Source organism: uncultured Sneathiella sp. (assembly GCF_963976355.1).
Classification (GTDB): Bacteria; Pseudomonadota; Alphaproteobacteria; order Sneathiellales; family Sneathiellaceae; genus Sneathiella.
This window is the reverse complement of sequence record NZ_CAXBKA010000007.1, coordinates 117272-141575: the sequence shown is the minus strand read 5'-3', so window position 1 is coordinate 141575 and position 24304 is coordinate 117272. Positions and strand designations below refer to the sequence as shown.

Genomic DNA, 24304 nt, shown 5'->3' with positions numbered 1-24304 from the left:
CTATGCTCGATATTAAAATAGCTTCTTATTAGTAATGATAATCATTCGCATAAACAACCCCTTTTTTTGGAATTTCTGGCTATCTTCCTTTGATGAGGGTTGTCGGCAAGCAGGACGCCGCCGATTAACTGCAAGAGCGATCCACAACCGGTGGCGCCGGGCTAATTGCCTTGATACCGGCCAATCGCCATATCGCGCAGTTTCGTTTTCTGGATTTTTACGCCATTTGCACTTTCCGTTGTCGGAAAGGCATCCAGCACAAACACCTTGAGCGGCACCTTGTAATGCGCCAGCAAAGACTTTGCGTTATGAATAATCTCTTCCTCGTCCGGCAGAGTCTGGGCATCCGACGCGATGACAAACGCAACAGGCCGGGTCTTGCCGTCTACCTCTATGCCAACCACCTGACATTTCCCGACAGAGTCATTTTGCTCAACGACTTCCTCAATTTCCTTTGGATCCGTCAGGAAGCCAGAGAGGCGTAAAAAATCACCGTTCCGCGCAATATAGACAAATGTGCCATCCTTGCGGAGAAAGCCAACGTCATTGCTGTGAAAAAATCCTTCCGGATCAATGGCTTTGGCGGTTGCCTCTTCGTTGCGATAATATCCGATAAAGTTTGTCGGAGAGCGAAACTCCAGAACACCGATTTCTTCAGGCTTGCAGAGCTCGCCTGTTTCCGTGTTCCGCACCCTGAGCTCCGTTGCCTCTCCGGTGAACTTTCCGCCCCCCTGCAAACGCTGTTCGACCGGCAATGACAGAGGCTGGGTCGATAAAATGGCATGAAGCTCGCTCGCGCCATACAGCCCGGTCAGCGGCACACCGGCCGCGGCCATTTCCCGCAGCTTTTCCTCCATTCCCGGGGTGAAAGACGCGAAGCCGCAAATGCGGGCGTGAGCGAAGGTGCCCTTATCCTTTTGCCAGATCTGCCGATACATCTCGTCACTGCCGAACAGATGCGTAATCCTATTCGCCTTTACTGTCCGGATTAACAAATTCAGATCGAAACGGGTATTCAGATAAACCGGCGCCCCGCTTGCGATGGCGGCAAGCGTGGGACTTAAACCAAACACTCCGCAAAAAGGCGTGACAGCGAGCAACCTTGCCCCCTCTTTATCGAACCCGAGCGCCGCCGCGCAATTATTGGCATGCAGTCCGACGGCGCGCTGGATATGGACAACAAGTTTCGGGGCATTCGTCGTGCCGGACGTCGTGAACATCAAAATCGGGCTATCCGCCGTTCCGCGCGAAGACGCCACAGGTAATGAATCGTTCATCGAAAAGATATCAATATCGATGTTATTGAGGGGCGAAAGCGGAACGTCGCCCTGATCGATGCAAGCAAGCATTTCCAGCTCCGGCAGGACAGAAAAATCCAGCTCTGCAATTACCGAATGAAAATCCGTATAGCTGTTTTTACCTTCGAATATCAGCAGTTTCGAACCGCTGGATTTGAGGATATGCTGCAGCTCCGCCGCGCGATAGCGGGTATTCACGGCACCAACGATCGCCCCGATACGTGCGCAGGCAAACAGCAAGGCCATCCATTCAATCCTGTTTGAAAGCCAGATGGCCACCCTGTCGCCCTGTACAATCCCGCGGGAGGCAAGCCAGGCGGCACTGGCCGATACCATCTTTTCAAACTCCGATGGCATTATGGCGCCGCCGTCTTCGGTGACGAAAGCAGGCCGTGGGTCCCCGGCCCTCTCCCCGGCAATCCGGTCGGCCAGAGCACTGTCAAAAGTAAGATCGGTAAAAGCCATCAGTATGCCCCACTAACTGACCCCCGCTTTCAATGGGTATCAGCGCGCCGGAAGCCCCCACTTATTGTTCATTCTTAATTGCTAGAAGAATGAGTTCTTTCCCCTGGTATGTCAACTTGGAGAATGAAGAAGAGCGGGCTTTGCGGGCTAACGGCCTGTCAGATAGAGTGCAATCGACGGGAAGGCGACCAGCAAGGCAATGATCACCAGCTCCGCACAGAAGAACGGCAGCACGCCCCTGAAAATACGTCCCGAAGACGTATCCGGCGTAATCGAGTTCATGATAAAGACGTTCACACCGATGGGCGGTGTAATCAACGCGAGCTCCGCCATAACGACGACATAAACCCCGAACCAAATCGGATCAAAACCCAGGCTAAGGACAACCGGGTACACAAAGGGAATTGTCAGAAGCATCATCCCGAAAACATCCAGCACACAGCCAAGCAGGATATAGATCAAAGACAGGACAAGGATGAAAACGTAGGGGCTGAGATCCATTGCAGCGACGAGATCGATCGTCATCTCCGTAATACCAGTCAGGGCAAAAAACCGGGCAATCAGATGTCCGCCGATGACGATGGCGAAAATCATGACGGTTGTCAGGATCGTATCTTCCAGTGCATCCCGCAAGGCTGCCCAGCTGATGCGCTTGGTAAGCCATCCATAAAGAAGTACCCCAATGACGCCGATCCCGGATCCTTCTGTAGGCGTGAAGATACCAAGATACAACCCCCCGATGATCAGGACAAAAAGACCTGCGATCGGACCGACGGAGGCGAGCGAACGAAACCGAACACCCCAACCCGGGCTCGGGATTGGTGGTCCGAGCTTCGGATTAATCAGACAGCGCACGAAGAGAACACCGGCGAAAACCAGCGCCGTCAGGATACCCGGCACAATTCCGGCAATGAAAAGCTGCCCGATCGAATTCTCGGTCATGAACCCATAAAAAATGAAGACAATGCTGGGCGGGATAAGGATGCCCAAAGTTCCCGATGCCGCCAGAGCACCCGCCCCGAGTTCCATATCAAATTTGTATCGACGCATTTCAGGAACGATAATCCGGCCCATCGTCAAAACGGTCGCCGTGCTTGACCCGGTGACCGCACCGAAGCCGGCGCAACCAAATACCGACGCGATTGCCAGACCACCGGGAAGCCTGCCAAGCCAGTTCGCCGTGCAGGTAAACAATTCAGATGCAATACCAGTATGTCGAACGATGTTGCCCATCAAAACAAACATCGGAATGGCCAAAAGAATGAAATTTGTCCCCTGATGCCAGAAGGTCAGAGTCGCCTGGGACAAGGCAGGTGTCAGACCCGCAATCGACCACAGACCTACCAACCCTACCGCCATAAGGGCGAAGGCAATCGGCACACCCGTTGCAATCAGGAAAAAGAGCGCCGCCGTCCCGATTAAACCAATTTCGGTAAGTTCCATGATGTTTCTACTTTATAAGTCAATCAGAACGTTATTCACTGTGTCGGCCGGTGATCAGGCTCTGGACCGCAGCAAAAAAATAGAGAATGAGTTGCATGCACAAGAGCGTGGAAATCGCTCCCAGCAGAAAACGGAACGGCCAGAGCAGAACACCAAGCTCTTCACTGCTCTCACCAATGGTCAGCATGTAGGGAATATCGTTCCAGGACTGCCAGCCCAGCATGGCAAAAGTCAGGAGCCCGCAGGATATTGTCAGAATATCCCCGATACTCTTGAACCTCGGCGTCGCCATCTCATAGAGCATTTCCATGCGGACATGGACTTTCTGGATCCAGGCATAGCTGAGACCGAGAACGATGGAGACGAAAAGAAGCAATCCGCAAACCTCCTGCGCCCAAAATAGAGGAGCGGAAAAAGCATACCGCAATGTCACATCGATCCCGATCAATGCGACGATTGCCGGCAGCACGATGAGTGCTGCCAGCAGATGACAAAGAACAGCAAGCCGAACAAGGCCACGTTCCACAATGTTGATGCCTGCCATGGTCGACATACTGCTCTTCCTTTAGTTACTTGCCAGGAAACAAGCCTTCTACAGGTTGCGTCCGCTGAAGCTCAACGAACTCCTCACGGGTCATTGCGCCATATTCCTCTGTTTTCTCACGCAATGCATCAACCAACGCCTGTGCCGGACGGCCTTCTGCCTCATTTTCTTCAACAAACTTGTCCCACATGGGTGCAATCGCGTCCCTCACCATCTGCAGCTCTTCTTCAGGCAATTCGACGAAAGTGATATTCTTTTCCTTCATTGCCTCGATTGCGGCGTTCGTATCTTCCGTCACGTAATCCGCATACAGAATGGAAGCTTCGCGCCCCGCTTCAAACATAATCTGCTTGAGCTCAGGTGAGAGATTTTCGAAGGTTTTCGGGCTGTAACCCCAGGCAATACCAACCCGCGTGATACCAAGCGGGATGTAATATTTACCGATTTCATCCAGCCTGAAGGACAGGATGCTCGCAGTGTTAAACAGCAATCCGTCGACAACACCCTGCTGGAAAGCCGCGTAGACTTCCGGGCTCTTGATGGTTACTGGTGTTCCCCCCATACGTTCAATGATTTCATTGAGGGCTGCGCCACCACCACGGATCTTCATTCCTTTGATATCTTCGATGGAAGAAACGGGTTTTGTCGTAATCAGATCATAAGTCGCCGTAACTGGGTAGAACAAGGGGTAGACCCCCAGTCTTTCCCATTCGGACGCTAAAAATTCAGGATACAGCTCTTCCGTGACACGCACACCAACGTAAGCATTCTGGAAAGCCAACGGCAGGTTGGTGACATGGTTCAGGTTAAAACTCCGTGACTGATAGATCGGATAGGTTGGTGCAATATCCGTAATATCAGTAGCAAGCGCTTTGAACCCTTCCGCGGCGCCATGCAGAGTGCCGTTCGCATAAACGTCAACCTTGATTTTGCCGTCGCTCTTGGATTCAATAAATTCGACCAGAGGATCAATAATCCGCTTTTTTTCCGGCGAGTTCGATGCCTGATGCATCGACAAACGAAGAGAGACAGGGTCCTCCGCTGCGGCCGAGCTGACAATCCCCGCTCCCAGGCTCAGGCCCAGCAACGACACTGTCAAAGCTTTGGAAAAATTTTTTAACATTTCTACCTCACTCCTATTCTTTTCTATTTCTCGTTTTCTATTCCACAGAGAATACTTATTTCAGGAAATTCAACATTTGCTTATGGATTTCTGATCAATAATTCATTTCTATAACCTCGAAGCATATGTAAGAAGTTATTTAAAATCTATAAGCCTTTAAGAATATCGAACTCCCACAATCAAAGGCATCCCACTTCATTTTTACTTTTTATGACTGACTATTCATTCATTAGCCAGTTGCTTTTGTCAAGAGGATTTTCATATAACATTTTAGTGCCAAGAAAATCACAAAAGCGAAGTTCTCGCTATCCGGTCAGGAGGATGTCAAGCGCACCGGTGGCCGCTATAAAAAGGTTAAGCCAGACCGGGAGGCCCGGCCTGGCTTTCACGTAATTGTCCAGAGAATTTCGATCTGGGAGGATTTCGAAAAACCAGGAACAATTCGTCGCTTGGAAGATCTGAGCGGGCCCTACTCGCCCAGCATCCGGTCCATCCGTTCTTTTGATTCCAGCAGCTCGTTGATGAAGTCATAGACGACTTCCTTCACGCTGGTTTCCTCTTTCATCTCTCCGACAATCTGGCCAACGGGATAGGTCAGGAAATCCTTGGCGCGGACCCGCTCCACCCGTGACCGGCCTTCCTGCCACCAGAGATAATTCTGTAGAGGGGCTGGCAGGCATTCCGGGGCGCCCGTAACATTCCAGGCCTGGGAGAACTTGTTATTCAATGTCCGGCAGGGCTTGCCGGTCACACTGCGCGTGAGAATGGCGTCATTGGCCTCCGCTTCGAACATCTTTGCCTTGATTTCCGGGGGCACTTCGCTCTGGACAGTTTTCAGCCAGATAGAGCCGCACCATACGCCTTCACAGCCGAGGGAGAGCGCCGCAGCAAGCTGCCGACCCCGGCCAACACCGCCCCCGCCGAGAACTGGCATCGGATCAACCGCATCAACAATGCTCGGCCAGAGAACCAGGGACGATACGTCACCGGTATGCCCGCCAGCTTCCGTACCGACCGCAATCACGAAGTCACAGCCGGCCTCCTTATGCTTGATGGCATGTCGCGGTTTACCAGCCAGGGCCGCAATCTTGATTCCCTTACTATGCGCCGTTTCGATAAGATCAGCCGGCGGCGTTCCCAACGCGTTGACGATGAGCTTGATCGGATGGCTCATGGCCTTTTCAATCATTTCAAGACTCTCGCGGGGCGTAAAGTTCATACCCTTGACGATATCGCGGCGGATCGCTTCCTCCTCCCCTTCAGGCAGAGGCGGAACCCCCGCGTCGTCGAGCATCTTGCGTACGAAATCGACATGCTCCTTCGGCAGCAGTTTTTCCGGCTCATATTTCAGGTTTCCGGAATCCTCTACATTGCCGGACATCAGAACGTCTATGCCATACGGTTTGCCGTCAATATGATCATCAATCCAGTTGAGCTCTTCTTCCACCCGATCCGGATCCATTCTCGCCATGCCGAGAACACCCATGCCTCCGGCCTTGGAGACTTCGACGACCACGTCCCGGCAATGCGAAAATGCAAAGATTGGCACATCAATACCGAACATTTCGCAGAGTTTGTTTTTCATTGTGAATTTTCCTTCTTGCTTTCAGAAATTTTTGGTTTATGCCAGCCCATTCCGCATCCGGCCTCTTAGCGGACCGTTTCAGGAAGCCAAGTCACAATTGCCGGGAAAGCCGCCAACAGCGCGATAACCAGTAAATGAGCGGCAACATGTGGTGAGACTCCAATAAAGATGTCTTTCACCTTTACATTGGAATAAGCAGAGACAACGAAGACGTTTAATCCGATGGGCGGCGTTACCAGCCCGATCTCGGCGGTGATGATAACCACAACCCCGAACCAGAACGGATCATACCCAAGCGCCAGAATGATCGGCAATGTAATGGGAACCGTCAGAAACAGGATTGCAATCTGGTCCATAAAGCAGCCAAGCACCAGATAGAGCAGGATGATCAGCAGTAGTATCACCCATGTCTCCACATCAAGGGCAGCAACAATCCCGACCAATTCCTGCGTTACGCCCGTCAGGGTAAAATAGTAGCTGAAGATATGGGCGCAGATAATAATCATGACGATCATGCAACTCGTCGCTGCCGCCTTACGCAAGGCCGTGTAAAAACTCCGGAACGAAAGGCGCTTGCGGGCCAGCGCAATACACATGGCCCCAAAGGCACCAAGGCTGGCTGACTCCGTCGGTGTTGCAATCCCAAGATAAATGCAGCCCGTCACCAGCGTGATCAGGATAACCATGGGACCGATAACCGTCAGGGAGCGGAACTTCTCCGCCATACTGTAAGCGCGGCCTGCCGGTGCAAAATGCGGGAAAATCATCACCAGTAACAGTGACGTCAGTATGATGACGCAGGTCACCAGCAAACCAGGGATAATCCCGGCGATCAGTAACTTGCCGATACTGATATCCGCAATCAGACCATAAAGGATCAGTGCGATACTTGGGGGAATAAGCATTGCCAACGGACCGGATATCGCGACAACACCGGAGGCAAAACGGGGGTTATAATCGTTGCGCAGCATGGCCGGGATTGTTGTCGCCGACAAGGTCGCGGCCGATGCTGTACTCGATCCGGAAATCGCCCCGAAGCCGGCCCCTGCCAACGCCGTTGAAATGGCAAGGCCCGCCGGCGTCCGTCCTATCCATGTTTTTGCGCAGTCAAACAATTCATCGGCGATACGGCTAACAATGATGAACTCCGCCATCAGGATGAACATCGGAATAGTCAGTAGTTCATAGGACGAGGTGGTCGATAGAGAGACGGTTCGCAAGACCCCTTCCGCCATGGACAAGCCGCCTATCGTGAAAAGACCGACCATTCCGGCAATACCGAGCGCGAACGCAACCGGCATTCCGAATACAAGCATGATCAACAGGATAAGGGTTCCAAAAAACATCATGGCGTTGTCCCCTATTCCAGATTTTCAACTGTGCGGGGGCTGGCCTGGCCCGTCACGATAGTCTGTATGCGCTCCGCTATGGTGAAGAGGATGCGGATGGCGAGCAGGCCGAAGCCAACGGATGCGATCATATAGGGAATCCAGGTTGGCCAGGCGATCGCGCCGCTTATGACATCGCCGCCGAGCAGGCTCTTCACGGCGTCGTCCAGGCTCACCTCGAACATAATGCAGAACATAATCAATGCTGAACTGTAGCCGATGGCCTCAAATGTAGCCCGCATCCGCGTAGAGCCAAGCTTGTCGAACAGTTCGATTTTCACATGACTGCCGCGGCGGAAGGTATCGGAGACAGCGGCAAAAAACAGAAGGGTGGCAAGATACAGAGAGATCAGATCGTAGGACCAGCTAAGGGGCGAGGCAAACAGATATCTCATCATGACATCAACTGTCACAATGATCATAATCCCGAACAGACAAACGCACGACAGCGTTAGTACCGCCCGTTCGACAAATGTGATCAAGCGATCAATTTTCTCCATCATGTTCTATCCCCTCCCATGCGGACAAACATTATTTACCTTGCCACTTCGGCGCGCGTTTCTCGCCAAACGCACGTGGCCCTTCCAGCGCATCCTCGCTTCGATATACCGGCTCAAACAGATGATAGGCCGCGCGCAACGCCGCCGATCTCCCCATTTCTGATGACATGTAAACCAGCTCCTTGGCCGCCTTGACCGTAAGGGGAGCATTTGCCGCTATTTTCTTTGCCATTGTAATGGCTTCCGGCATCAATTCGTCGCTCGGTACCACCTTGTTGACGAACCCGATTTCCAGGGCGCGTCGTGCCGGAAGGGAATCTCCTGTCAGCAGTAATTCCATCATAATCCGGGGCGGGATTATATTGCCTAGCGGCGCCGCCCAGGGCATTCCGCGCCCGACTTTCGCCTCTGTAATCCCAAACACCGCATTTTCCGAGGCGATGCAAAGATCGCACATCTGGGCAAACAGCCATCCGCCCGCATAGGCATAGCCATTGACTGCCGCGATAATCGGCTTTGTCACTGTCACGCTGTCCCCGACAATGGGGATGAAATCGCGGGGTGGAACGCCCAGCATCGTGTCTGCCGCCTCTTTCAGGTCCATACCGGCGCAGAATGCCTTCTCACCCGCCCCCGTCAGAATGGCAACCTTCAACTCGGGCGTTTGTTCAAAGCGTTCCCATGCCTCCAGCAATCCGCTGCGAACAGCGCCGTTTATAGAATTGAGCTGCTTCGGCCGATTGATTGTGATGATGACGATATCATCCTGAACATCGAACAATATGGTATCCGTCATGGCGGAGCTCCTCCTTCTATCAAGCTCTGATTTTCAGCAGATCATAGGCTTCACGTTCCAGCCGCTCCCGATGATCCGGCGGCGCAATGGAGATCATGGCCTTCACCCGGCGCGACAATGGCAATCCGCGCAAATCGGCGGCACCAAATTCAGTAACGATGACGCCCACATCGCTTCGTGGCGTTGTGACTGGCCCTGAAAGCTGGGACACGATCTTGCTGACGGCGCCATCCTTTGTGGAGCTCTGAAGGGCAATCAGTGAGCAGCCGCCAGGCGACAGACCTGCGGCCCGGACATAGTCGACTTGCCCACCAACACCACCGAAATATTTTGCACCGATACCTTCCGCATTTACCTGACCGGTGATATCGACCTCCAGCGCGGAATTCATGGAGACAAAGTTTGAAAATCGCGAAAGGGCCCGGATGTCGTGGGTGACAGACGCTGGCTCCATTCTGAGGTTCGGGTTGTTATCCGCGAAATCAAACAGTTTCTTGGTGCCGATCAGGGCGCCGGTCACCGTGATACCGACGTCAACTTCCTTATGCTCATTGGTTACGGCACCGCAATTTACAAGATCGACGACGCTGTCGCCGATCATGCCGGAATGAATCCCCAAGCCCCGCCGGGAACTGAGATCGGCCATGATGGCTTCCGGCACGCCACCAATTCCAACCTGAAGCGTGGCCCTTTCCGGGATAAAGTCCTGGCAGAAGCCAGAGATTTTTCGATCGATGTCCGTCACCGGGGCAGACTGCAGTTGAACCATCGGGCGGTCGGAATAGATGCAATAATCTATATCCGCCGCTGTCACAGGCTCGACGCAAACCGTTCTGGGTGTTTGGCTGTTGATTTCGGCAATGACAAGGCGGGCCTTCTTGATGGCCGTCGTTAAAACATCGCTTGTAGCACCGAGGCTGTATTCACCGCGGTCGTTGGGCGGGCTGAGTTGAATGAAAACCACGTCACAGGGAATTTTCCCCATCTCGATATAGCTGGCGACCTGAGACACATGACAGGGGATGACATCACAGGCCCCTATTTTTGTGAGCACCCCGGTCGTGCCGACACCTCCCGTCGAGATAAACGTCAGATCTTCGGCATGTTCCGGTGATAACGTATTGGAGAATGCAGACGCCAGAAAGACATTCACATTATTGAGCGACTTTCGCTGACTAACCAGCGCCTCCGTCAAAGTGAGCGGCTCCGCACAGGCGCCCCCCCACATAACCGTTTCCGACTTTCGGATAAGGCTGGATAAATCCAGCTCTTCAATTTTTAGCTCACGCATCAGGCATTCTCCCGATTTTTGATGATTTTCGAAATGGCCAGCGTTGCTTCCGCGCGTTTGAGAAGCGGGCCATCAATCATCTTGCCCTTGAAATCAATGGTTCCGATCCCCCTGGACATTGCATCGCGGTATACGGTGACAACTTCACTTGCCTCCGCGACCTCCTCTTCCGTCGGTGCATAGACAGCATTGCATATGTCAATCTGACGGGGAATAACGCAGATTTTGCCTTCATATCCGAGATCCCTCCCCTTGCTGGCATCGCGGCGGCATAGCTCGTCATTCCGGACATCGATCACCGCCTGATCAATCGCCACAATTCCCGCAATCTTTGCGGCCAGTACGACGCGGGAACGGGCATAGAGAACCTCATCTCCATCTTCCGTGCGGCGTGCGCCCATATCAGCAGCGAGATCCTCCGCGCCGAAGAAAACCGAACTCATCATGTCATTCGAGCCGCATAGTTCATTTACATTCAGCACGCCGAGCATTGATTCAATACCGCCCATGATCTTGATCGGGCGATCAGACGTCTCGGTTTTACCAGCTTTCCTGATTGCAGAAATGATGGGCTCACATTGATCCGGGGTTTCCAGCTTCGGGATAACAATCCCGTCGATATCGCATTTAACCGCAGCGGCAATATCCTCGAGGTAAAATGACGATCCCGGCTCATTCACCCGAACATACACGAGCCCCTTCACTTCGGCTTTTCGCAGCATTCCGATATTGTCCGCGAGAGCCTCGCGCGCTTTTATCTTGTCATCGGGCGGCGTGCCATCTTCCAGATCAACGACATAACAATCCGCCGAAAACCGCGGAAACTTGGTCAGCAGGTCCGACCTGTTAGCCGGAGCGAAGAATAAACTGCGAAACAACATACACGGACCTCCCGATTTTTTCTTCCGCCCAGAAAAATCGATCCTCTACTGCAATAAGCCCAAGCTTGGGAAATGTCTCGCGAGAGAACGTTACATATACAGTAAAATCGTCATTTTGTTCTGATAACAGAATTTTGTTCTTATTTAAGACCAAAAATATCGGGCGAGTGCCTGTCTGTCAAGCCGCATTTTCGCATTCAACCATTTCTCACAACGTCTTAATCTGAAGCCATACGGTGGCGACGATCAGAAGCCTTCTCCCCAGCGTCAACAGGGGCGAGCATAAGTATGCAGAGAGAAAAAGCTTAAATAACTTCAGAAAGAAAACAGTTCGGTGTCGAGATTAAGAAATATGAAGTAGCGGGGGCCTACTTTGAGCCGGGATACGGCATGGATGATCCCATAAACTGCGAGGCACGTTCCCCTGCGGAATGGGCCAACTCACTATATTTCTTCAAATTTTCTTTCAGACGATCGATTGGTGCCGCCAGAGTAATACATCCCACAATCTCGCCGTCCGATCCAAAGACCGGTGCCGCAACGCCGCCCGCGCCTTCCACCGAATCACCCATAGTGACACTGATTCCGGTTCTGCGGATTGTACTAAGGTCCTCAAGTATCTCATCCTTTGAATATCTCTCCCCTGTAAGAGGAGACACAGGATCAACATCCGCCATATAGCTGTGAATGAAATTGATGCTCTGGAATGCAAGCAGAGCCTTTCCAAAGGACGTACAGTATAAAGGGCGCCGCGCGCCAATAACCGAGGCGAGATAAATAGTGCCGTTGCCTTCGATCATATCGATGAAGACACCATGGTCCTTTTCTTCTCCCATAACACCGGATAGTGCCGTCTCACCACTCTCCCGTGACAGTGCCAACAGAAACGGACGCACCGCAGCCGGAAAAGACGACCAGGCTTTCATCTTGGCACTGATCAGGTTCCCGAGGCGGATTGATTTCGCGCCCAGACGATAGGCCTTGTTATGCACTTCAATATAGTTTTCTGCCTCAAGCGACCGCAGCAGACTTAACAAGCTAGTTTTAGGTGTGTCGAGGCGCGCGCTCAACTTGGCCAAAGTCAAATCCTCGGTGTCACTCGCGAGTTCTTCCAAGAGTTGCATGACACGCGCGGGTGAGCGCGGCCCCTTCACGATATTTTTGCTCAAGATCTTCCCCTTTATCTTGATTTGTTCCTAATATGGCATATTATACCAATAACGGAACAATCAAAATCCGTAACCGACTAAAATATGCGCCACTATACAGCGGTGTCAGTAATTTGACACATCCAATAAAAAATAGGGCGCCTCAGAAAGGGAGAGAAATGAAAAAAATCATTCCACAATTGGCATTTACAGTCGCGGCCGTCTTCGCCGCGGGGCTCTCGGCAACCTCGACGGCAGCAGCGGATGAAATCAAACTCCGGTTTGCTCATTCCTTCCCGACGTCACATTTTATCCAGAAGCAGGCTATTGAGCCCTGGATGGAAAATGTGACAAAACTGACAGACGGACAGGTGACATTCGATCATTTTCCGGCCCAGCAGCTTGGCAAGTCCAAAGATATGCTGGCGCTCACCCAGAATGGCGTGACGGATATCGGTTATGTCGGCGTCTCCTATGTATCAGACAAAATGCCACTTTCAGGTGTAGCACAGCTACCGGGCAGTTTCGCCACATCCTGCCAGGGGACAAATGCCTACTGGGAGATCGCCAATAAGGATCCGATTGCCAAGCAGGATTTTGCGGATAATAAAGTACGCCTCCTCTTCTCCTTCGTGTTGGAGCCCTATCAGATTTATACCGCCAACAAGAAAGTCATGACGGCTGCGGATGCAGAAGGTCTTAAACTCCGCAGTACGGGCGGGGCCATGGACATTTTCACCCGCAAGATCGGGGCAATTCCTGTCCGCATGACGGCAACGGAAACGCGGGAATCCCTCTCACGCGGAACCCTGGACGGCATTATCTTCCCGAACCAGAGCGTGATCTCCTATGACTTGGTGCCGTTGGTAAAATACGGCACACGGGGCGGCAACTTTGGAAGCTTCGTCGTGACCTTTGTCATGAATGAAGAAGCCTGGGGCAAGCTTCCGGAAGATGCACAAAATGCCCTCACTACGGCCAGTGAAGACATGGTCACGGAGATGTGCAAGAACGTCGATGAAGGGGTGGAAAACGCCATCGCGGAAATGCAGAAGGCAGGGATTGAGTATCATGAACTCAGCGCCTCCGATCTTAAAACTTTCACGAAATATTCCGATGAAGTTGCAGAAGAATGGGCCAAGGATCTTGATGATCGCGGCAAGCCCGGCAACGAGGTTTTAACGCAATTCCAGAGTGCTCTATCTAAATAGAATAACAAAATACTATTCTGGAAAACTAACCGCTGGCGCTTCAAGCGCCAGCGGTATTTTTATGCACAAATATGCGTACATGTGAAATTCCCGAAGGGAAACAGGAGGCATGCAATCCTCCTGTACTTGACATCCGGGAAACGATAAAATGATCCGTAAAAAGGGTCTGACAATGGACAATACATACACACTTCCTCCGTCGACGATCGATACGCCAAGCGCATGGTACGGCCATGAAATGGCGAAGAATACGGATATATGGCTGACATATCTGTCAGCAGCGGAAGTGTCCGAACTTGAAAATGCGGCCGAACACTTTCAATCCGATAATCTCGATCTTGGGCTGATATCAAAGGAAAATTTTTCTCTCCCGCTGCTGGAGCCGAGACTACGAGACCTTCGGGAAAAATTGATGCATGGCATCGGCTTTGAACTGATAAGGGGCCTGCCCGTAACAGCTTATAGCCAGAAAATAGCCGCCACGATATTCTGTGGCATCGGCGCCCATCTTGGGCGTCCCCGCTCGCAGAATGCCGCGGGCCATATTCTCGGACATGTGCGGGATCTGGGCCTGAACGCGAATGACGCGGGAACGCGAATCTATCAGACATCAGAACGACAGACTTTTCATACGGATTCCACCGATGTCGTCGGCCTGATGTGCCTCCGCCCGGCGAAAGAAGGCGGCCAATCCCTGTTAGCCAGCACCGCAACCATTTATAACGAGATGCAGCGACGACGGCCGGATCTGGTACCGGAAATGTTCAAACCCGTGGCGACGGACCGCCGGGGCGAAGTACCACCGGGACAAAAAGCTTATTTCGAGATACCGGTGCTGAACTGGCACCGCGGCCTCTTGACCGGGATTTACCAGCGGCAATATGTCAACAGTGCCCAACGGTTTCCTGACGCACCACGGCTCAGCGGGGCACAGGTAGAGGCGCTTGATTTCTTTGATTCCCTCGCAAATGACCCTCAGCTGCATCTCTCTATGGAGTTACAGCCGGGGGATATGCAGTTTGTCTATAATCATGCGCTGCTACATGACCGGACCGCCTTTATCGACTGGCCGGAGCCAGACAAAAAACGTCATTTGCTGAGGTTGTGGCTATCACTACCGGATGATCGCCCGCTGCCGGAGTGTTTCCGGCAACGTTATGGTTCTATCGATATCGGCAATCGGGGTGGCATCATCGTTGAAGGCACGAAGCTGAATGTTCCCCTTGACGCGAAAAATTGACGGCCAATCTTAACCTCGCCCGTGATTGATGACGATCGATAGAGCATTCACCTATGAATAAAGAGAGATGACGCCCAGCATATAAATCTGCCCTCACGGATCGATCAAATTTCCCTTTTCATCACGCAGTTCGGGCCCAATCACACGGGCCCGCCCGTCCCCAAATCCATTATCACGCTCTGACAAAGCCGCTTTCAATCCTTTTTCTTTTGCCGTCTTTCGGAAATAACGGGTTCCCGGTGCCAGATGTGCCCGGCCGTCATTTTCTGCGGCAAGGCGTTGAAGAGTGCGGGCCCCCATGAGCTCCAGTCCAAGATTGACTATTCTCTTATTGGACGAGAGCAAATCAGCATCGATTTTTGCCAATCGATCAGCCAACCCCTCGACCTCCGCCTCCAGAAGCTCACTCGGCACAGATTTCATCACCAAACCGATATGCGCCGCCTCTTTCCCCGTTATCGTATCCCCCGTCAGGACAAGCCGTTTCGCCCATTGTGGCCCACAATGATAAACCCACATTTGATTAGGTAAAGACCCGAGGTCCCGAGCGGGCGGAAATCCGATTGTCGCGTCGTCAGCCGCAATTATCATATCACAGAGAAGTGCAATATCAGCTCCTCCCGCCAGGCAATGGCCATGAATCTGGGCGATAGACGGTTTGTGCATATCGAACAGAACCATTCGCAGCCGCTGGCTATACTCCAGACGCCATATATCGTCATCAATGGTCGGATCCGCATATATCCCGCCATCGCGATATTTCCTGCCACCAATCGTACTGCTTGCTGGATTATTCAGGTTCGGCGTCAAATCATAGCCGGCTGAAAAAGAAGGGCCTGCTCCTCGCAAAATGACACAATGTACTTCTGTATCATTGTCAGCTTCCCACAGGGCGTCACTCAGTTCCTGCAGCAAACTGACGGAAAGAGCGTTGCGTTTCTCCGGACGGTTAAGTGTAATTCTGGCGCGTCCATCCACGGGCTCATAAATAATATGCTCAAATTCCTTCATTGTTATCCTACTCCTTGGTTTTAGTGAATGGATCACGGTAAAAGTCGTGGGTTCCTGTTCAGGCTGCTACAGCGAGTTCGGCAGCAAAAGTGAAAGAACTGGAAAAATCATGATCAGCGCGAAGACGACAATATCCATGGCAAGGAAATTGATAACCCCTCGGAATATCGTGTGTACCGGTATGGTATTGTTTACGACACTGTTGATGATAAAAACATTGAGGCCAACAGGCGGTGTAATCAAGCCAATCTCCAGCAGCTTGACGACCACGACCCCAAACCATATCAGATCGTACCCCATCCCTTCTACCAGCGGAATGACGAAAGGCAGGGTGAGCAACATGATGCCCAGCGGATCCAGAAACATTCCCATGACCAGATAGATCAAGGCAATCATCACCAGAATGGCCCAGTCAGGCATCTGATAATGTTCAATGAGGCCGATGAGATCATGGGTGAGGCCCGTCAAGGAGACGAAGGCCACAAACATCTTGGCACAAACGGCGATAAAGAAGATTGTTGCGCTTTGCAGCGCTGTGTCTTTCATCGCCTGAATGAAATTTTCCCAGGACAATCTCTTCGCCAGCACGCCATAAGCAAGGGCAATCAGCATCGAAACGGCCGCAGCCTCCGTCGCCGTAAATATTCCGCCATAGATGCCACCGATAATAATCAGGAAGAGCGAGAAAGCCGGCCACGCCCGAATGGTTGCCCGCCAGCGCTCCCGCGCGCTATATGTCTCATCGGCAATTGGCGCATCTGTCGGCTTCAGCTTGGACCAGACAAAAACAACCGTCAGGATACCCATAAGTGATAAAAGTCCCGGGATCACACCGGCCAAAAACAGCTTGTTGATCGATTGCTCCGTAAACAGGCCATACATGATAAACAGGATACTTGGCGGTATCAACGCCCCGAGCGTGCCACCGATCGCCACCGTCGATGTCGCGAGCTGCGGGCTATAGTTAAAACGCATCATTTCCGGAATGCAGATCCGCCCCATGGCCGAAGCACAGGCCAGACTGGAGCCTGTAATGGCCGAGAATCCCGTACATCCGATCGCAGACGCCATGGCAAGCCCGCCCGGCACCCGTGCCAGCCAGACCCGCACTGCAAAATAGATATCCGTCGTGATCTTGGCATGATATGCGATGTGGCCAAGTGCAATAAACAACGGGACCATACTTAACGGATAGGAATGCAGGAATTCGAATACATTCGAGGAGATGAGTGCCAATGTCGGATAAAGGGCTTTTGCCGCCTGAAATTCATCTCCGGATTTATATCCGAAAAATAGGTATGTACATATGATCGCCAGACCTGCCAGTGCGAAACCAATTGGTACTCGCAGGCAAATAAGCACAAGGGTAATGATAAAGCCAAACAGGCTGATGGTCGTCGGATCCATGGAAAATTAGCCCTCTTCAGCAGGCGGAGCAGAACGGCCCGTGAGGACACTGAAAACTGCCCGAGCGTCTTCACCCGTTAATACAAAAAGCCGCAGCACAAACGCGATATATCCAACTAGGAAGATCAGCCGCCCAGGCCATTCGGGCAAATTCAGCTCCCCGAAAAAATACGCACCGTCAGAAGCAACACTTTCAAAGTCGAGATATCCTCCATAAAGAACGGGAAGCAGCATCAAGCTGCCGGTCAAGGAGCCAAGGAGGTTCAGGGCCGGTTGCCAGCTCTCAGGCATGTAGCTGGTGAAAACCTCAACCGCGATATGTGCCCGTCCTGCGGCCACATAAGCAAGTGGCAGGACAACGGCACCGATCATCAATTCCCGCACCATGACCACGTCATCCGGAACTGATATGCCAAACAGTAACCGCCCGAAAATCGTTACATTAATAATGACGCAGATACCGAGAATACAACAGATGGAAAGGGTAACAAGCGCCCCTTCCAGTTTCCGTAAAATCCAAGGTCCCCTATTCTCGGGAGAGGTCCCGGTCAGCGGTTCCATGGGTAGCCTTTATCCAACCGCTCGTCGTTGTACTTCCGAAGATAATCCTGATATTGATCATACATTTTCCCGGCATCAAATCCTGCTTGCTCGGCTTCCTTCCGCCACTCTTCAATATAGGGTGCGGAAGCTTCCTGTAACTTGACTTTCTCGGCTTCAGGGAAGTCGACTATGTTGACATTATTTCCGTCTATCCCGGCTGCCAGGTCTTCGTATGCCTGTTTGTTTCCCGCAATAATTTTTCCGGCGTAGTGATCAATAAAATCAGATCCGAGCTGATCCAGGATTGCCTTCTGGTCATCGGGCAGATTGTCATAAACATCCTTGTTCATGACATATGCCATGCCCATTAAGGCGCCCCAGTCGAGCTTGGTCACCTCGTTCGCGACTTCCTGCAATTTAAAGGCGGGAATGGCGTAGCCATACATTTGCGTACAATCAATCAGTCCTGTTGAAAGACCCTGATAGGCATCGGCAGAACTCATACTCACCGGTGTTGCGCCGAGGTCACTAAATACTTTGCCATAAACACTTATCCCCCGGACTTTCAGCCCATCAATGTCCTCGACGCTCTTCAAGGATTTATCTTTACAGATAAGTTCAATCTGGGTTGTCGTAATGTTTGTAATATATTGAAGGTTGAGATTGTGAAACTCCTCCTGAATGTCAGCATTGTTTTTTACAAGCTCATAAATGGACCGCGCGCCCACCCAAGGATCGGAATATTGCATTGGCAGGTCCGCAATTGAATAGGCCGCATGAAGTTTTGGATTATATGCGGCCACAATAAGCCCCATGTCTGCAGCTCCTGCCCCAATGCCCTTGGTTGCCGCCTTGAATTTCATCAGCGCACCAGCCCAGTGATATTCCAGTTTCAACTCGCCATTCGTTCGCTTTTCCAGCTCGTCTCCCATCCAGATCGTCGCTTCCACGCGTGTCCCCCGGTTCGGCGCACCATCCGTCCAGGTAAGAACAGTTTCCGCCTGAGCCAGCCCGGCAAGCATGGATATCGCCAGCCCCGTCACAACAAGAAATTTTCCCATGTTCATTTTCTTCATTCTTCCCTCCATAAAAGATGCAGAACTGCAAAATCCATACGTTTGCATTCCAGATTTATCGCAACCAAAATTGTCGCATCTGATTTCCAAAATTCTTCTAATTACGTTTTCCCGTCTGCATTGCCCTGCTTTCAAATTTTGAAAGATACCTAATTAGGCAAACATTTTATTCGTATATTCGAACTTAAAACCAATTTTTCGAACGATATTACAAAAGATGATCTTCTGTCAATCCATTTATCCAAGAGTGTATTTCCCCGTAGAAGCTGGCTTGACAATATTTTACATTCGAAGCTATTAGTACATCGCGCTCAGGAATAATTTCATATATTCGGACAGTAATTCTTTTATTTGAGTTCTTGAGACTTTAAGGCACCCTTTTGAATCTGAAGTTGAACTGCAAACCCATTATTCGATGCGGTGCCTAGTTATCCGGAACCGCGGCGGGAATCCGGTCATGTGAATTGCGTCGGACAAAACAAACTCTACTGTTCTGACGCTGGAGCGTTTATAAGGTAGTAGATGGAATTATTCCGGCAATTCAGTGAGCAAGTATCAGCAGATGGATAAAAACCCGCAAAGCAAGACAGTCAAGCAGTCCACATCGGATAAAGGCCCGCGGTCCGTCGAACGTATTCTGACCATACTGGAGACCTTGGCCAGCAACAGGACCGGCGCAACACTATCGGAACTTGCGAAAACGGCCGGCATCCCGAAATCAAGCATCGTTGGCCTGCTCACCGGATTGACGGAAGGAAACTGCCTGAAGCGGGACAGCAGCGGAAGATATTTTCTGGGACCACGCTTTATCGCCCTAGCGATGAGCACAGCAACGAACCAGGAGTTTGTTTCATTACTTCATCCCAGCCTGCTGGAACTTGTCAACAAAACCGGCGAAACAGCAATCATCGCAAGCCTGGTGCTAGATGAGTATTTTATCACCTTCCTGGACAAAGTCGAAAGCCCAAGCTCAATAAGATACACAGTGACAATAGGAGAGCGCCGGGAGCTTCATTGCACTGTCGCCGGCAAACTGTTTCTCTCCTATCTTCCTGAAGATCGGCTTGAAACCTATTTATCGACCTGCCGCCGGAAGAAATTTACAGACAAAACCCTGACAGGAAAATCCGAGCTTCGCGCAGCGATCGAAGAAATCAAGAAGGACGGCTTCGCCAGAACCTTTGATGAAAGAGTTGTCGGGGCCAGCGCCCTCGCCGCCCCGATATATTCCGGCAACGGTCAGGTCCTGGCAGCTATCATGCTGGCAGGACCGACTGAGCGAATGAGAAACAACAATAAACTCAATGAGCGTCTTGTTCTACAAACAGCCGAGGAGGCAAGCCGGCTCCTGGGTGGAAGCATCCCCGGAAAAGCCGCGGGATAGAGCAGCACCGACTCCCAAAGAGCAAATCAACGCCGTTATTTTCCGGATCCCCGGTTCCATGGGTAGCCCTTCGCCTTCCGCTCCTCCTCATACTTTTTAAGAAGGTCGAGGAACTGCGCCTGCAGGGCCGCCGCGTCAACGCCCGCTTCATTCGTAGCCTTCCGCCATTCCTCATGATACTTGCGGGTTGCGTCAAGAAGGCGCGCTTTGTCGGCATCCGATAATTCGTAAATATTAACTTTGGTTCCGTCTATTTCAGACGTTGGATTATTTATCAGGATATCATTATCCAGCAGCATTTTTTTCACATAATAATCAATGGATTCAACGCCAAGATCGTCAATTATCTGCTGTTGTTCAGGTGTCAGGCTATCATAGGTATCCTTATTCATCACATAGGCGAGCCCAAGCAACGCGCCCCAGTCAAGCTTGGTGATTTCCTGCGCAATTTCCTGAAGTTTGAACGCCGGAATGGCATAGCCATATATCTGGGTACAATTCACAAGCCCGGTATCAATCGCCTGATACGCCTCATAAACAGGCATCGCAACATTGGCGGCACCAAGATCACTAAAAATCTTCCCGTAAACGCCAATGCCCCGGACTTTCAACCCATGAACATCATCCAATGTTTTAACTGGTGTGTCCTTGCATATCAGCTGAATTTCAGTTGATGTAACATTTGTGATGTATTGCAGGTTCAAATTCGCAAACTCCGCCTGCAAATCCTCGTTCTGACGGACCAGATCATAGATTGCGCGGGTGCTGACCCACGGATCCGAATATGGGGTCGGCATATCTCCCAGAATATAGGCCTGATGCAGTTTGGGATTATACACACCCAGTACCAATCCCATATCTGCAGCACCAGCGCCAATTCCCTTTACCGCCGCCTTGGGTTTCAAAAGGGCACCGCCCCAATGAAATTCAATTTTCAACTCGCCATTGGTTCGTTTTTCGAGCTCATCCGCAAACCATTGCGCCGCCTCTGCACGGGTACCACGATTTGGGCTCCCGTCAGTCCATGTCAGAACCCTGGTGGCATTTGCCGGCAACACGATCGCAATCGCCAGCAACCCCGCACAAACAACTGTTTTTATATTATTGATATACCTCATTTCTCTCCCCTTTTTTGCAAGCATCCAAGTTGGTGTTATTGGTGTTTTTTGATCTGTAACTACGCATACCCGTCTGCTAGACGGCCTAACCCTCTTGAGCGATAAGGCTAAAATGACCGCGATCAAGAACCACTTCGTTCCGATCTTCAGCGACAACGCGAAAACGGCCCTCCATATCGTCAACCCAAATATCAACCCGCAACGTATCGCCAGGAAAAACAGGCTTACTAAACCTGCAGGCATACCCGCCAAAAAGCTCGGGACTGGATTTGCCAATAGTTTCCTGCAGAATAAGGCCGACAACACCCATACTGCAGAGCCCATGCAGGATAGGACGCTCGTATCCCGCCTGCCTCGCGATATCGGGCATAATATGTAACGGGTTATAGTCACCGCTGAGGCGGTAAATCATTGCTGACCGCGGATCGGTCTTCTTACTAATGGACATATCGGGTGTTTGCTCAGGCATTGCCGCCAACGGAACAGGAGCTTCACCATAATCCCCACACCCTCCATCTCCGCGACAGAACACCCCCGTTGTAACGCGGCATAACTCCTCTTTGGTTTCCGCATCCCGCAACAGCTTTTCATAATAAACAATGGCACCCCGTCCTTCGCCTTTGTCCTTAATCCCCAATACGTTGTGGCTGACCAGTACAGTTCCATTTGCGGACAAGGGACGGGAAATACTGAGAAATTGCTCCGCATGCAAAAGTTTGACCCAATCAACTTCCAACGCAGGATCACGAAGCCAGAACCCCGGATGCCCCAAAACCATTGAATAAGAAGGCAGGGCTTGCAACCCCTCTTCATACAGGTATTTCAGCTCCCGTTCGTTCATCGGATCCAATCCGACATTCACGCCAAGAGCATACAGAATAACCTCTCGCTCCTGATAGCTGACCTCGGTATCTGGAAAGCTGTACCTGATCACTTTTTCCGGAATCATCTTAATTCACCATTTATGTAAACGCATTTAAAGATACCTTAATGTTCGTATATACGTATATATATACATTTATACGAACATCATATTCGCTAATTCTAAACTGTCAATCCACATTTTTTGATAGAGATGTATTGACAACGAAAAAAGCAGAAAGTATCAATATGCGTATCATGTACGAATATTGATACATTAGACTATGACCTTAAGCACAGGCAATCCGGCAGGGATTTTAAAAGCGGGAGAAAAACTACAATGAAAAACCCAATGTCACTTGAAAATCAGAACATAATCATAACCGGTGCAGGACAGGGAATTGGGGAGGCAGTCGCAAGGCTTGTCGTTGATCTTGGCGGCAAGGCTATTCTGGTCGACCTCCAGGAAGATAAGGTAAATGCTGTTGCCGACGATCTGGGGTCCGAGAATGCGGAAGTTTATATCGGCTCGGTCGCAGAGCCGGGCTTCGTACAGGATATGGTGGACAAAGCCGTCGCACGAAACGGGGCCATTCATGGGTTGGTCAACAATGCCGGTATCGTCCGGGCTGCCATGGCGATAAAGATGCCGATTGAGACTTGGCAGCAGGTGATCGATGTCAATCTGTCGGGGGTATTCTATTGTCTGCAGGCCGTGGGCCGTCATATGTATCAACGCGCCGAGGATGGCGACACAAGCCCGGCGTCAATCGTCAATATTTCATCCGATGCCGGTCGCCGCGGCACAATCGGACAGATTAATTACGGTGCGGCTAAATCAGGGGTTATGGGCCTGACCATGAGTGCCGCGCGTGAATGGTCGGCAAAGCAAATTCGGGTCAATACGATTTGCTTCGGTGTCGTCGAGACCGAAATGACCGAGACAATCCGCTCAGACAAGTTCCGCGATGGCGTAATGGCCCAGGTCCCGATGAAACGCTTTTCCACGCCGGATGAAGTGTCTCAACCTGTTTGCTTCCTCCTCTCGCCTGCCGCCAGCTACATTACCGGGCAGCATTTATCCGTGAACGGCGGCTATACGATTGGTGTTTAGACCGGAAATGACACAGGAAAACCGAAATAAAAAGTTTGCGACGGCAGCATCGCGCAGCGGCCCGCAGTCGGTCGGACGCATCTTTTCCATTCTGGAATTTCTTGCGTCGACAGACGCCGGTGCCACTTTGTCGCAACTTGCCATTTCGGCATCTGCGCCAAAAACAAGCCTCGTCGGATTGCTGGCCGGTTTGATTGAAGAAGAATGTCTGAGACGAGATGAAAGCGGCCGGTATTATCTCGGCCCACGTTTTATGACGCTTGCGATGCGAGCTGTATCAGGACGGGATTTTCTGAAACTGGCACGCCCCGCCCTTACAGACCTGTCGCGAAAGACTGGCGAAACGGCAGTGATCGCCGCGCTGAGCCACGAAGATAATATGGTGACGTATCTTGATAAGGTGGAAAGTGCTAATTCTATACGCTATTCCGTCACCGTCGGGGAAGTTCGCGAATTATATTGCACCGTTGGCGGCAAGCTTCTCCTTGCCTTCTTTGAGCCCGAGCGGCTGGAGACTTATCTGCGCTCCCATCGTCGCAAACGGTATACGGACACCACTCTTACCGGCAAGGCCGAGATCATGGCAGAGCTTGAAAAAATCCGTCAGGAAGGCATTGCCAGAACGTCGGATGAGCAAGTTCAGGGATCAAGCGGGCTGGCCGGACCAATCTACTCAAATACAGGAGAAATCATCGCGGCGCTTCTGATCGCAGGGCCATCGGAACGCATGCGCGCCAATGCCGCCCGGAATGAACAGCTTGTCATAGAGGCTGCGAAAGAATGCACGAAAGCAACTGGCGGCATTGCACTTGATTCATCTTTAAAGACGCAAGGGGAATCGCTTAGAAAGTGATAATCCTCTCGCACCAGAACAACT

22 protein-coding genes are annotated in these 24304 nt (G+C 51.4%); 5 read left to right on the top strand and 17 right to left on the bottom strand.

The window, feature by feature from the left end; genetic code table 11:
• Positions 1–161: 161 nt before the first annotated feature.
• From AAC599_RS15860 to AAC599_RS15810, 11 genes are all read right to left on the bottom strand, one after another.
• Entirely contained in the window at positions 162–1763 is a 1602-nt protein-coding gene (locus AAC599_RS15860; RefSeq protein ID WP_340151384.1) for an AMP-binding protein, read from the bottom strand.
• 147 nt (positions 1764–1910) lie between these two features.
• Positions 1911–3206, bottom strand: coding sequence for a TRAP transporter large permease (locus tag AAC599_RS15855; protein WP_340151383.1), 1296 nt, complete (start codon positions 3204–3206; stop codon positions 1911–1913).
• Positions 3207–3237: 31 nt separating this feature from the next.
• Complete coding sequence (locus AAC599_RS15850) at positions 3238–3759, bottom strand: TRAP transporter small permease (protein ID WP_340151382.1); 522 nt, start codon at positions 3757–3759, stop codon at positions 3238–3240.
• Between the two features lie 16 nt (positions 3760–3775).
• A complete protein-coding gene (dctP, locus tag AAC599_RS15845) occupies positions 3776–4873 on the bottom strand; it encodes a TRAP transporter substrate-binding protein DctP (RefSeq protein ID WP_340151381.1) in 1098 nt (365 codons plus the stop codon).
• Between the two features lie 469 nt (positions 4874–5342).
• Complete coding sequence (locus tag AAC599_RS15840; protein ID WP_340151380.1) at positions 5343–6458, bottom strand: nitronate monooxygenase; 1116 nt, start codon at positions 6456–6458, stop codon at positions 5343–5345.
• A 65-nt stretch (positions 6459–6523) separates the two neighbouring features.
• A complete protein-coding gene (locus tag AAC599_RS15835; RefSeq protein WP_340151379.1) occupies positions 6524–7807 on the bottom strand; it encodes a TRAP transporter large permease in 1284 nt (427 codons plus the stop codon).
• Positions 7808–7818: 11 nt separating this feature from the next.
• Positions 7819–8349 carry a TRAP transporter small permease gene (locus tag AAC599_RS15830; RefSeq protein ID WP_340151378.1) on the bottom strand — a complete coding sequence of 177 codons (531 nt, stop codon included), beginning with the start codon at positions 8347–8349 and terminating at the stop codon, positions 7819–7821.
• A 28-nt stretch (positions 8350–8377) separates the two neighbouring features.
• Complete coding sequence (locus AAC599_RS15825) at positions 8378–9142, bottom strand: enoyl-CoA hydratase-related protein (RefSeq protein ID WP_340151377.1); 765 nt, start codon at positions 9140–9142, stop codon at positions 8378–8380.
• Positions 9143–9161: 19 nt separating this feature from the next.
• Positions 9162–10433 carry an acetyl-CoA hydrolase/transferase C-terminal domain-containing protein gene (locus tag AAC599_RS15820; protein WP_340151376.1) on the bottom strand — a complete coding sequence of 424 codons (1272 nt, stop codon included), beginning with the start codon at positions 10431–10433 and terminating at the stop codon, positions 9162–9164.
• Positions 10433–11314 (bottom strand): CoA ester lyase, encoded by an 882-nt coding sequence (locus tag AAC599_RS15815; RefSeq protein WP_340151375.1) that lies wholly within the window; start codon positions 11312–11314, stop codon positions 10433–10435. The genes AAC599_RS15820 and AAC599_RS15815 overlap by 1 nt, the downstream gene beginning before the upstream one ends.
• 368 nt (positions 11315–11682) lie before the next feature.
• The gene (locus AAC599_RS15810) at positions 11683–12483 is read right to left on the bottom strand and encodes an IclR family transcriptional regulator (RefSeq protein ID WP_340151374.1); all 801 of its coding nucleotides are present in this window, start codon (positions 12481–12483) and stop codon (positions 11683–11685) included.
• Positions 12484–12641: 158 nt separating this feature from the next.
• On the opposite strand from AAC599_RS15810, the gene dctP (AAC599_RS15805) reads away from it, so the two are divergent.
• Both dctP (AAC599_RS15805) and AAC599_RS15800 read left to right on the top strand, forming a co-directional pair.
• Positions 12642–13673, top strand: a complete 1032-nt coding sequence (gene dctP, locus AAC599_RS15805) for a TRAP transporter substrate-binding protein DctP (protein ID WP_340151373.1) — start codon at positions 12642–12644, stop codon at positions 13671–13673.
• Between the two features lie 148 nt (positions 13674–13821).
• Complete coding sequence (locus tag AAC599_RS15800; RefSeq protein WP_340151372.1) at positions 13822–14913, top strand: TauD/TfdA family dioxygenase; 1092 nt, start codon at positions 13822–13824, stop codon at positions 14911–14913.
• Positions 14914–15006: 93 nt separating this feature from the next.
• Here AAC599_RS15800 and AAC599_RS15795 read toward each other — a convergent pair whose 3' ends face one another.
• From AAC599_RS15795 to AAC599_RS15780, 4 genes are all read right to left on the bottom strand, one after another.
• A complete protein-coding gene (locus tag AAC599_RS15795; protein ID WP_340151371.1) occupies positions 15007–15924 on the bottom strand; it encodes a crotonase/enoyl-CoA hydratase family protein in 918 nt (305 codons plus the stop codon).
• A 66-nt stretch (positions 15925–15990) separates the two neighbouring features.
• Complete coding sequence (locus AAC599_RS15790; protein WP_340151370.1) at positions 15991–17331, bottom strand: TRAP transporter large permease; 1341 nt, start codon at positions 17329–17331, stop codon at positions 15991–15993.
• A gap of 6 nt (positions 17332–17337) precedes the next feature.
• On the bottom strand, positions 17338–17892 hold the full coding sequence (locus AAC599_RS15785) for a TRAP transporter small permease (RefSeq protein WP_340151369.1): 555 nt from the start codon (positions 17890–17892) through the stop codon (positions 17338–17340).
• Positions 17880–18950: a C4-dicarboxylate TRAP transporter substrate-binding protein gene (locus AAC599_RS15780; RefSeq protein ID WP_340151368.1), complete on the bottom strand. Its 1071-nt coding sequence runs from the start codon at positions 18948–18950 to the stop codon at positions 17880–17882. Before AAC599_RS15780 ends, AAC599_RS15785 begins: the two co-directional genes overlap by 13 nt.
• 544 nt (positions 18951–19494) lie before the next feature.
• On the opposite strand from AAC599_RS15780, the gene AAC599_RS15775 reads away from it, so the two are divergent.
• Positions 19495–20334 (top strand): IclR family transcriptional regulator, encoded by an 840-nt coding sequence (locus AAC599_RS15775; protein WP_340151367.1) that lies wholly within the window; start codon positions 19495–19497, stop codon positions 20332–20334.
• Between the two features lie 35 nt (positions 20335–20369).
• Here AAC599_RS15775 and AAC599_RS15770 read toward each other — a convergent pair whose 3' ends face one another.
• Both AAC599_RS15770 and AAC599_RS15765 read right to left on the bottom strand, forming a co-directional pair.
• Positions 20370–21452, bottom strand: coding sequence for a C4-dicarboxylate TRAP transporter substrate-binding protein (locus AAC599_RS15770; protein ID WP_340151366.1), 1083 nt, complete (start codon positions 21450–21452; stop codon positions 20370–20372).
• A gap of 85 nt (positions 21453–21537) precedes the next feature.
• A complete protein-coding gene (locus AAC599_RS15765) occupies positions 21538–22401 on the bottom strand; it encodes a MaoC/PaaZ C-terminal domain-containing protein (protein WP_340151365.1) in 864 nt (287 codons plus the stop codon).
• Positions 22402–22653: 252 nt separating this feature from the next.
• Here AAC599_RS15765 and AAC599_RS15760 point away from each other — a divergent pair, with 252 nt between their 5' ends.
• Together AAC599_RS15760 and AAC599_RS15755 are read left to right on the top strand one after the other, a co-directional pair.
• Positions 22654–23427, top strand: coding sequence for an SDR family NAD(P)-dependent oxidoreductase (locus AAC599_RS15760; protein WP_340151364.1), 774 nt, complete (start codon positions 22654–22656; stop codon positions 23425–23427).
• A 7-nt stretch (positions 23428–23434) separates the two neighbouring features.
• On the top strand, positions 23435–24280 hold the full coding sequence (locus AAC599_RS15755; protein ID WP_340151363.1) for an IclR family transcriptional regulator: 846 nt from the start codon (positions 23435–23437) through the stop codon (positions 24278–24280).
• Positions 24281–24304 lie beyond the last annotated feature (24 nt).